This is a genomic window from Flavonifractor sp. An306, from assembly GCF_002159455.1.
In the GTDB taxonomy this organism is placed as follows: Bacteria; Bacillota; Clostridia; order Oscillospirales; family Oscillospiraceae; genus Flavonifractor.
This window is the reverse complement of the sequence record NZ_NFIQ01000107.1, coordinates 1-8,519: the sequence shown is the minus strand read 5'-3', so window position 1 is coordinate 8,519 and position 8,519 is coordinate 1. Positions and strand designations below refer to the sequence as shown.

The 8,519-nt window shown below is 52.1% G+C and carries 14 protein-coding genes; 9 read left to right on the top strand and 5 right to left on the bottom strand.

All coding sequences use genetic code 11. The features are described from left to right. The 4 genes from B5F88_RS17775 to B5F88_RS17760 all read right to left on the bottom strand — a co-directional run. The coding region (locus B5F88_RS17775) for a recombinase family protein (protein ID WP_162612240.1) at positions 1 to 418 on the bottom strand (418 nt) is incomplete at its 3' end. 82 nt (positions 419 to 500) lie between these two features. Then, positions 501 to 677 carry a hypothetical protein gene (locus B5F88_RS20850; protein WP_162612239.1) on the bottom strand — a complete coding sequence of 59 codons (177 nt, stop codon included), beginning with the start codon at positions 675 to 677 and terminating at the stop codon, positions 501 to 503. 286 nt (positions 678 to 963) lie between these two features. Continuing rightward, the gene (locus B5F88_RS17765) at positions 964 to 1,308 is read right to left on the bottom strand and encodes a hypothetical protein (protein WP_140402184.1); all 345 of its coding nucleotides are present in this window, start codon (positions 1,306 to 1,308) and stop codon (positions 964 to 966) included. After that, entirely contained in the window at positions 1,298 to 1,627 is a 330-nt protein-coding gene (locus tag B5F88_RS17760; RefSeq protein WP_087348697.1) for a hypothetical protein, read from the bottom strand. Before B5F88_RS17760 ends, B5F88_RS17765 begins: the two co-directional genes overlap by 11 nt. A 713-nt stretch (positions 1,628 to 2,340) precedes the next feature. Between B5F88_RS17760 and B5F88_RS17755 the strand changes: the two genes are divergently transcribed. The 9 genes from B5F88_RS17755 to B5F88_RS17715 all read left to right on the top strand — a co-directional run bounded on the left by B5F88_RS17755 (position 2,341) and on the right by B5F88_RS17715 (position 8,006). Beyond that, positions 2,341 to 2,712, top strand: coding sequence for a hypothetical protein (locus B5F88_RS17755; RefSeq protein WP_087348694.1), 372 nt, complete (start codon positions 2,341 to 2,343; stop codon positions 2,710 to 2,712). A gap of 251 nt (positions 2,713 to 2,963) precedes the next feature. Beyond that, positions 2,964 to 3,269, top strand: coding sequence for a hypothetical protein (locus B5F88_RS17750; protein WP_140402183.1), 306 nt, complete (start codon positions 2,964 to 2,966; stop codon positions 3,267 to 3,269). A gap of 38 nt (positions 3,270 to 3,307) precedes the next feature. Next, complete coding sequence (locus tag B5F88_RS17745) at positions 3,308 to 3,841, top strand: hypothetical protein (protein WP_087348689.1); 534 nt, start codon at positions 3,308 to 3,310, stop codon at positions 3,839 to 3,841. Between the two features lie 31 nt (positions 3,842 to 3,872). Continuing rightward, on the top strand, positions 3,873 to 4,661 hold the full coding sequence (locus B5F88_RS17740) for a hypothetical protein (protein WP_140402182.1): 789 nt from the start codon (positions 3,873 to 3,875) through the stop codon (positions 4,659 to 4,661). Positions 4,662 to 4,778: 117 nt separating this feature from the next. Beyond that, positions 4,779 to 5,342: a hypothetical protein gene (locus B5F88_RS17735; RefSeq protein WP_087348684.1), complete on the top strand. Its 564-nt coding sequence runs from the start codon at positions 4,779 to 4,781 to the stop codon at positions 5,340 to 5,342. Positions 5,343 to 5,357: 15 nt separating this feature from the next. Continuing rightward, positions 5,358 to 6,059: a hypothetical protein gene (locus B5F88_RS17730; protein WP_087348682.1), complete on the top strand. Its 702-nt coding sequence runs from the start codon at positions 5,358 to 5,360 to the stop codon at positions 6,057 to 6,059. Between the two features lie 44 nt (positions 6,060 to 6,103). Further along, positions 6,104 to 6,562, top strand: coding sequence for a hypothetical protein (locus tag B5F88_RS17725; protein WP_087348679.1), 459 nt, complete (start codon positions 6,104 to 6,106; stop codon positions 6,560 to 6,562). A gap of 45 nt (positions 6,563 to 6,607) precedes the next feature. Further along, on the top strand, positions 6,608 to 7,240 hold the full coding sequence (locus B5F88_RS17720; protein ID WP_087348678.1) for a hypothetical protein: 633 nt from the start codon (positions 6,608 to 6,610) through the stop codon (positions 7,238 to 7,240). 181 nt (positions 7,241 to 7,421) lie between these two features. Further along, a complete protein-coding gene (locus tag B5F88_RS17715) occupies positions 7,422 to 8,006 on the top strand; it encodes a hypothetical protein (RefSeq protein WP_140402181.1) in 585 nt (194 codons plus the stop codon). A gap of 26 nt (positions 8,007 to 8,032) precedes the next feature. Here the strand turns inward: B5F88_RS17715 and B5F88_RS17710 are convergent, their stop codons facing one another. Further along, a complete protein-coding gene (locus B5F88_RS17710) occupies positions 8,033 to 8,332 on the bottom strand; it encodes a DUF6809 family protein (RefSeq protein WP_087348672.1) in 300 nt (99 codons plus the stop codon). Positions 8,333 to 8,519: the final 187 nt, after the last annotated feature.

Sequence of the window (8,519 nt, the reverse complement as noted above, 5' to 3'; positions counted from 1 at the left end):
TAAACCACTCGTTAAAAAGATTTTTGAATGGCATCAGCTCCGTGCTCTCGCTCCGGTCGGTGTCTACATTGTCGTTGATGGCGATGTAGCGGACGCCGAACATGGGGAACCGCTCCTCGATGTACAGCCCCGTGTGGAGCTGGTTGCGTCCCAGCCGGGACAGGTCTTTGGTGATGATGGTGCGGATCTTCCCGTTTTCCATATCCGTCATCATCTGCTGGAAGCCGGGGCGGTTGAAGCTGCCCCCGGAATAGCCATCATCCACATAAAAGCGGGGGTTGGGGAAGTGGTGCTCCCGTGCGTACCGCTCCAGGATATTCCGCTGGTTCTGGATGCTGTTGGACTCTCCGTCCGCCCCGTCATCCTGGCTGAGACGGCAGTACAGGGCGGTGATCTCATTCTGGTTTGACTGTTTCATACAGCCCTCCTTTTTTCTCGTCAAACCGATTCAGCGCATCGCGTCTACACAATACCCCAAAGCCTGGGGAATGTCCAGCCCTTTAGGCGCACAGCTTCCCTTGCTGTGCGTCCAGGTCGATGAGGGCTTTCAGCTTGTCCTCCGGGGTGGCGCTGCCTTGCTGCGGGAACACAGACACCACACGGATAAGCCGCCCATGGGAGCGCTGAAGGCGTTCCGCTTTTACCTGTTGAACATCATCTTTCGCTTCTTCTGACATTTTCGTTTCCTCCATCTCTGGTCGGGAAGGTTCGGCAACTTTGCCAAACCTTGCTGGGCAGCGCTTTTGGTGATTTCATCAAAAGCGGTCTCCCGGCTCTGTGGTATATTCCGCTCCTCCCGCGGATCGCCTTTGGCACTATTGTCAAAGGCGATTTTCTGCTCCTGTGACATAAAAGTGACGCTCCTGACGATTCGGCTGAAAGCGCCCAGTTTCTCTCTGGGGCCATACCTATCCCCCTCTGGGCCTGCGAGGCCACACGGGGCCTCCTGTGGCCTTACAGAGGCTATTGCTGGGTGGAGAGAAGGAAGCACTCCTCACAGAGCTTGTCCGCCAGAAACTCCAGCTGCGCGATCTGCTCCGGGGCGAGTTCTCTGGCCCTTGGGCAGCGGGCGATCTGCCGGATGTTGGAGTAGATATGGTTTACGGCGGGATGCGGGTCTATCTTCTGCCTGGGCATTCGGGCGTGGATCGTGGTTTCCTTGATCAGCTTGCGGAAATAAGTTGTGACCGGCAGTCTGGTGATGGCCAGATAGCGGCACAGCCGCTGGTACTGCTCATCCGTCATGCGGACGGACAGAGAACAGCTGTTGTCCCGCATAGGTGGGCGTGGCTTGTGTTTATACCGCATAGGGGTACCCCAGCTTTCGCACCTGCCGGAATTGCTCCACCACCTGGGCCAGGCGGTGGACGGAAAAGCCCAGCTGCTGGGCGGTGCCGCAGCCGCTGTTGAATACCCTGGCCACGGCGTTGATGTCCCGGCCAGCCTCATCCGCAAAGGCGATGGCCGCTCTCGTCTCTTTCTCCCGGTAGAGTATAGGGCGGTTTCGCTCCAGCTCTCTCATCAGCCAGGCGTTGGCGGACAGTCCGGCAGCCCTGTTTTTCTTTTTCAGCAGGTCGTATTCCTCCTGGCTCATCCGGATGCAGGTGCGGTGTGTTTGTGTGTTCATGTTGCTCCTCCTCTCGGGAGACGGCTCCAGGGCCATCCCCGGTTCTCGCACCCATCCTAACAGATAATGCGGACAGTCTGTGTCCGTATTAAAAAAGAAAAATGGGGGTCTCATGATGCACCCTGCCCTGGATTTCTTGACCTCCAGGGTGCTAACATGGACACCCTTGTACGGATTGTAATGTACCCAATCATGTAGACAGTTTATTGAAAAAACGACATCCTGATGCAGGTGAAAATCGGGTCCGGCAACCTTGCCGGACCCGATTTTCAGCGCAATGAACTGCCGCCGGAATTGCCAAATGTTCAAATGAGATCGGGTTTGATGATTTCACCAAACCCGATCTAAGCTCAGACGACCTTCCGGCAACCTTGCCGGAAAGTTCCGCCCGAAGGCGGCATTGGGGACAGGGGTTTCCCCTGCAAGGGCGTTTTGACATCAAAACGCGATGCTTGCGTGAAACGCCTGCCCTGAAGGGCGGGCGTTTCACCGCCGCCAGGGGCGGCGAAGCCTTGCTCGGCATGGCCTGATTTGACTTCTCGCCGCACGGAACCAGGTCACACGCTTAGGTATACCGATGAGCAGAAGATCTGGCCGTCCGCCTCAAGCAGGGCATCATCACGTATGCCAAAACCTGTGAGACCTATGTGGCCTATCTGCGCAGACATCTGTCTCATGATATTTGGAAGGAATTTTAGAATTACACCGGCGCGGTGACCTGCACCGCTCAGAACAAGCAGGACACCACCTACCTGGGCCGCTTTACCTTTGACACCATCTTGGACTTTGAGGGGCCCAACCGGGTGCTGACCATCCTGGCAAGAGGATTTCTGTTCCATAACGGGGACAGCAGCCCAGCCGAAGCGCCCAGGGAGCGCATCGACTATGCCAAGCGGGGCTTATGCGCCTGGTGCAGTGTGCCGGACAGCGAAAACGCCACGCCCCGGGAGGTGTGGCAGTTTGGCAATGATTTTGGAGGACTTTATTTAGAGTTTCCCGGCCTTGCGGAAACCTTTCACACATTTCTTCTTATCATGGTCATGGCGGGAGAACAGTCTAAGTTTTTCTCGCCGGATGGTCGATAAAATAATAAAGAGTATTTGTTCTGGTGGCAGTACCTATCGCAGTAACGAAGAGTAGGGAAAGATAGGCGAGATCAACATTTCCAGCCATACAATTTCAATACGGCTCTAAACGGTGATCCGTTTGTTGCATCCGATGATCACTATATCATTGATCCCGATGTTGCGCCCCCGAAAATTTCAAGTGGTTTTATGAAAAGAGCGGAGACGCTTATCGTACCACCATCCGAATGAATTCGCTTACCGTGGAGGATGTGGATGGCAACAAAACAGTCACGGATTACACTACTGATGAGTTTGATCCCAAAGATCCCTTAAAAGCACAAACATGGGTTTCCTACACAGACGAGGATGGCATAGAGCATCGGCTCAGCACAGATCTTGTGTTCAACAATAGCAAAGAGGATCTTCGGAATGTTGCGGATTTGCTGTCCTTCTCTGATACAGATATGGATAAGGCCAGCTTGCTCAATCAATTCCTGTCCAACTTGCAGCTCTATCCGATGCGGTATTTTGACCGTTTCCCGACAGTCTCCCGCAGTATGGATTTTATGGTTTAACACAAAGTTTATATTATTGATGTTGGGAGGGAGTATCCATGCAAATTGGCGGCTTGGGAACCAGCAATACGGCCAAGCTGGGTGGCGCGTCGAACATCCAAACATCGGCAAAAAAGACTGTTAAGAACGCGATCACAGATGGCTTTGTAAAACAGATTCAAACACTGGCCCACGAGGATGCGGAAAAGGGCATCTATATGGACAAGGAATTTATTCAACTTCAGCGTGCCCGAATGGAACGGTATGTCTCTCCTGATCGTGCCAGCCCGATGGCCAAAGTAAATTCCATTATGAAAACATTGGATCAAGAGCAGGAGCGGATCAAAGTCTATTTGGAGCATCTTTTCGGCGACTATTCCGCCGAAATCAAAGGCGATTCGACATTCCGGACAGCTGAGGTTTATTCACCAGAGGGAGAACTGATTGCGAGTTACAGCAGCTTTTATGGCCAATGGACGATACATCAGACGAAAGCGGAATTCAATTTTATTACGGAAACGGACATGATTTTTTTGCAGGCATTTCGGGAAGCCCGTGCGGAAATGAACGCTGCCGTAGACACTCGGGCATGACCCGCAAGAATGAGAAAGTGAGGAAACCAGGATGATGAGAATTGATCGAAACCTTGCCCCGCAACCGCGGGAAACGTACGCTCGTGCGGCTGCGGCGGAGCAGAGCAACACCAGTAAGAGCAACCCAACCACCGGTGCAGATACGGTGACGATCTCAGAGGAAGGACGTCAGGCGTCCATTGCTGCACAGATGGAAGCCGCCGGCATTGACCCGGCGCTGGCGGAAAAACTGGCTTCCGGCAAAATCCAAATCGTCGAACCGGATTGGGATACCTTTGAGATACCTACTCTGGTAGTAAATCCAGATCCGAAGCTTTTCGAAACAACGTTTCTTCAGACTGTGACCAGCGAAAAGGAAGCTCTGGAGACCCAGGTACGGGACTATTATGCCCCCATGCTGGCCGAATTGGAGGGTATGGATCGGGATGAGGCGATCCATTACCTGTACCGCACCTATGTGCAGTCCTGGTTGGGTGATTTTGCTGTGGACGGAACCGAACTTCCGGATCCGCCGGAGGGAATGACCAAGCAGTCCGCCGCTATGGCGTATGACCAGCTGAGAAGCCTGTACCTGACCGGAAAGCTGCATACGACGGAAGATCCCTACGCTCTGGGGGAGGAAGGCATGAACCGACTGGAGAATATATACGAGTTTGCCAAGGAGACCGCCCAGGCCGCCTGCGACAAGGCCCAGCAAGAGTTGGACGCCCAAGCGAAACAGTATGCCGCCGAGCAGAAGGAAAAATTCAGAGATTGGATCGCGAAGGTCAACAGCGGAGAGTTGACTGGAACCTGCATGGGCTTTATGACGCTGGGGTAAGGAACACCAGACGAAGGCTTATGCCGTCATACTGCAAATGACCCACAATTTCCACCGACGTGGATTGTCTGAGCTTACAGCGGCCAAAAAAACCATCAAAGCAAGGGGGTGCACTCTATGGAGATGAATAGCATTGGCAGCCGAGATTTAAGTCTCACGAAATACACGCTTCCAACCGGCGAAAAGCGCAAAGTGGAGCTGACGGCCACGTCCCTCTTTCCCGAAGAGGAGGTCCGGGAGACGGAGGAGAGCCAGGCCCGCTATCGGAAGTATGAGAAGATCATCCGCAAGATGTATTCGGGCAGGCGGCTGACCGCGGCGGAAATGCGCTTTCTGCGCCAGCATTACCCGGAAGCTGCGGCCAAGGCGGAGCGGATCCAGCGGGAGATTGAAATGGTCGAGGAGCAACTCCGCACCTGTGACACCCAGGAGGAGGCCGAGCAGGTGTACGAGCAGGTGCGGACGCAGGCGCTCGCCCGGTTTGCCCAAAAAGATTCCTCCGGGCTTGCTGTGCTGGCCGCCGTCCAGCGGATGCAGCCCGCCTGCAAAGCTGGGCAGGGGTCGGAGAGCACAGAGCAGAAGGAGGGCGACAGGGCGGCGCTCCTCCCCTGGCAGCCGGAGCAGGCATTTGATATCAGCATTTTAGAGAAACACCAGCGGAGCGTTGATGTAAAAGCGTAAAGGAGGCACAACGAAATGTCTTTGATTATTTCTGACACCGGAGCTATGCGCCTGCCCGACGCTCTGGTAAACAGCGGCTGGGTAACCAATATCAAGCCATCGGGCCAGCAGGCGGAGCCGACCACGGTTGGGGAGAAAATTCAATTTTCCCCGCCGAATTTTGATCGGGTGGATTTAAGTAAGGCGGTGAGTCTGGACGACAAGATGGTCCCCTGCGGAGTCCAGAACGAGGCAAGGCAGACGGATGCCGTTCCGCACGGTACAGGGACTGAAATCGAAAAAAGAGAAATCTCCCAAATGCAGTATGCGGATGGAAGTTTCAATTTCTCCCTTCCAGAAGATGCTGCACAGCGCAATGTAGACATCTGGGAGGGACACACAAAGGAAATAGTTATATCTCTTTCCCCAGAAGGAAAACACTATCAAGCAATTAGACAAATGACCAAAGAATGGAGCGCTTTCGTCGAGCAGTTGAAATCATCCATCAATGGATCTGGGATGGACTATTTTGAGAGCCAGCGCTTTGTAAAGGAAAGTTTTACTTCTCTCTATACCGATTGGATGCATAATAAGCCTGAACTTTTCAAAGTATTGTTCGATCAAGAAAAAGACCACTTTGCCAATCGCGAGTGGAATCTGATTGCCAAACCGGAGGGTTGGACTGATGCAGACTTCGAGTTCTGGGAAAATTATGACCCCTGGACGGAAAGCAAATGATGTGAATAACCTGATAACCGATTTTCCGGAAGGGGTGTAACAAAATGACGATCACAGACATTGCCCGTATGATGATGACCTCAGATCAGTATCAGCGTGGAGTCACACAGCCGAAATATCCAAACGGCGCTGCGGTAGCGCACCCTGATACGCCGGATGACGGGATGGATATTACCGGGATGACTGCGGCGGATTTTCATATCATCCCTGTGTCCAAGGAGATCGAGCAGAAGGTGCGGGACAGAGTATTTGAGAATATGAAGTACCGCTATGGCATGACCGGGACAGGCAATGAATACGGAGAAATGGTACATAGCTATTTGATGTCTATCCCCGCCAAAGACCGAAGGGACGCGGCCTACACCATAGATCAAATTCATTTTGACGAAGTGGAAAAAATCAATGCCTTTGTCAAAGCCCATGTCCCAGGCTGGCAGCCGGGGCAGGCATTTGATACCAGCATTTTGGAAGAATACCAGTGGGGAATTGATGTAAAGGCGTAACTGTTTTGCCTTTGAACAGCGGATTGTTTTAAGGAGGATATTCGTGTGAATGTGAGAGGAGTATCTGAGGGGATTTATTTGCCCTGCATTTGGTTGAATCCGACGACGCAAAAAGCGGAGGTTGGTACTTATAGCTACACAGCTCTGATGGAAAAATTTCAAAAGCAGGTCGAGCAAGTACAAGGGAAGCCGCCTGAGTTGGGCAATCAAACACTGTCAGAGGCGGAAATCCAAGCGCTTGCGGAAAAGTATGATCCGCAAAACATGTCACAAGCGGAGTATGACGAATTCATCCGATACTTGGAGAAAAAAGGCGTCCTAAGTCGGCTTGAAACCAGCGACCTGGGAATGTCCCGTATCACGATTGTACCGGGGTATTTTGAGCCTGCCTATATCTGGACCTCATCTTCCGGTATGGGATCCAGTGTCCGTTCACTGAGTGATGTGGGTGGAAACGCACTTCAGTTTGCGCAGATCATGTCCCAGTGGGCAGTGCCTGACAGCAGTTTGCAAATCAGGCAAGGCGCCTATTCCAAAGTGCTGGAGATCCTAAACCAAATGAACGCGGTGAGAGGGGCCACAGGGAGCGGGGCAACTACATCGCCTTTGATGATGGGTTTAAGCAGTATTCAACTGACCATTGACCGCGTCAAGAACGAGCGAATCCAGACCGTATAATGGCCCTGATTGCTGGCAGAACAGACAGTTAAGTTATTATACAGGTTACGATATCGCTTAGTTTGTGAAAGGATAGAGGATTTCTATGGTTTGTGGAGTCCAATACGCTGAAAAGGCTGTAACCAATCATGCCAAAAGGGCAAGGGCATCCAGCGTTCCCACCGTCAGCTGGGCGGATGTTATGGCTGGTACCGTTCCAAGCGCCAGCTTTGTAGTGTGCAGCAGTTCGGAGGATCGAACTGCCATGCAGGCGTATTTCTCCAATGTTTTTTCGAGCGCTCCTGCGTTTTCCTCCGAGAACAAACATCCTATGCCTGACCTTTCCGCTGTATTGACAGATGAGGAATGGGAGAGCCTCAGCCAGAAGTATGATCCATCCAACATGACACAGCAGGAATACACTGCGCTTCTGAATGAATTGCACGATGCAGGTCTGCTCAGCGATGAGGAACTGAAACTGCTCTCCGTTTGCGAGGATGGACTTTCCTCCTGCACAAATATAGGCGGCATCCATCTTTCGCCGGTATTCCCGGAGCTGCTGAGTGGTCGTTGCGTTATATCGTTGACCAACAACGCTGATTTTCCGGATGGACAGCCTGTTGGCTTTTCCTCCGGTAAGGCGTATTGCGATGTGTTTGCAATATCTGCGTGGGAGTCAGCATTTCGCTATTATGATCAGGAAGGCTCGGAATGGCTTCCTACCCGCAAGGCACAGGCGTTCCAGCGGCTTGACGCCATCCTGCAAGAGATGGTGTCGCACAGGTAAGATGTGCGGAATGCTTCCTGTTACCATCATACAGAACAGGCATCTGCCTCAGCTTCTTCAGCTGACGATGGTTGCCTGTTTTGTTTATAGCAATTCAATTCGTTTGCCATTTTTAAAGCCAGGTGAAATCCACAGAGGAAACTGTCCATAGAGCGTTCCTCTGTAATCAGACTCTGGTTATCTATGATCCGCAGCACCAGTTTTCTCTCTGGTTTTTCCAATCGCTCGATGAGCTGCTTGTGACAATCTTCAATTTCCTGCTCAGCCTCTGTCATGGGCAGTGGCGTGTAAAATCTGTCATAGAGCTGTTTCAGTATGTCATTCATGTGTCCTACCTCCTCGTAGCAAGACACCATACCACAAGCGGATAGAAAAAGCCACAACAATATTTGCATTACTGCAATCTAGGGCTTGTTTGAAAAATAAAAGTTGCACAAAAGGAGCAGATATGCGAAACTAGAGGTATGAAATGCTATGAATTAACAACAGAACAATGGGAACGTGTCAAACCTC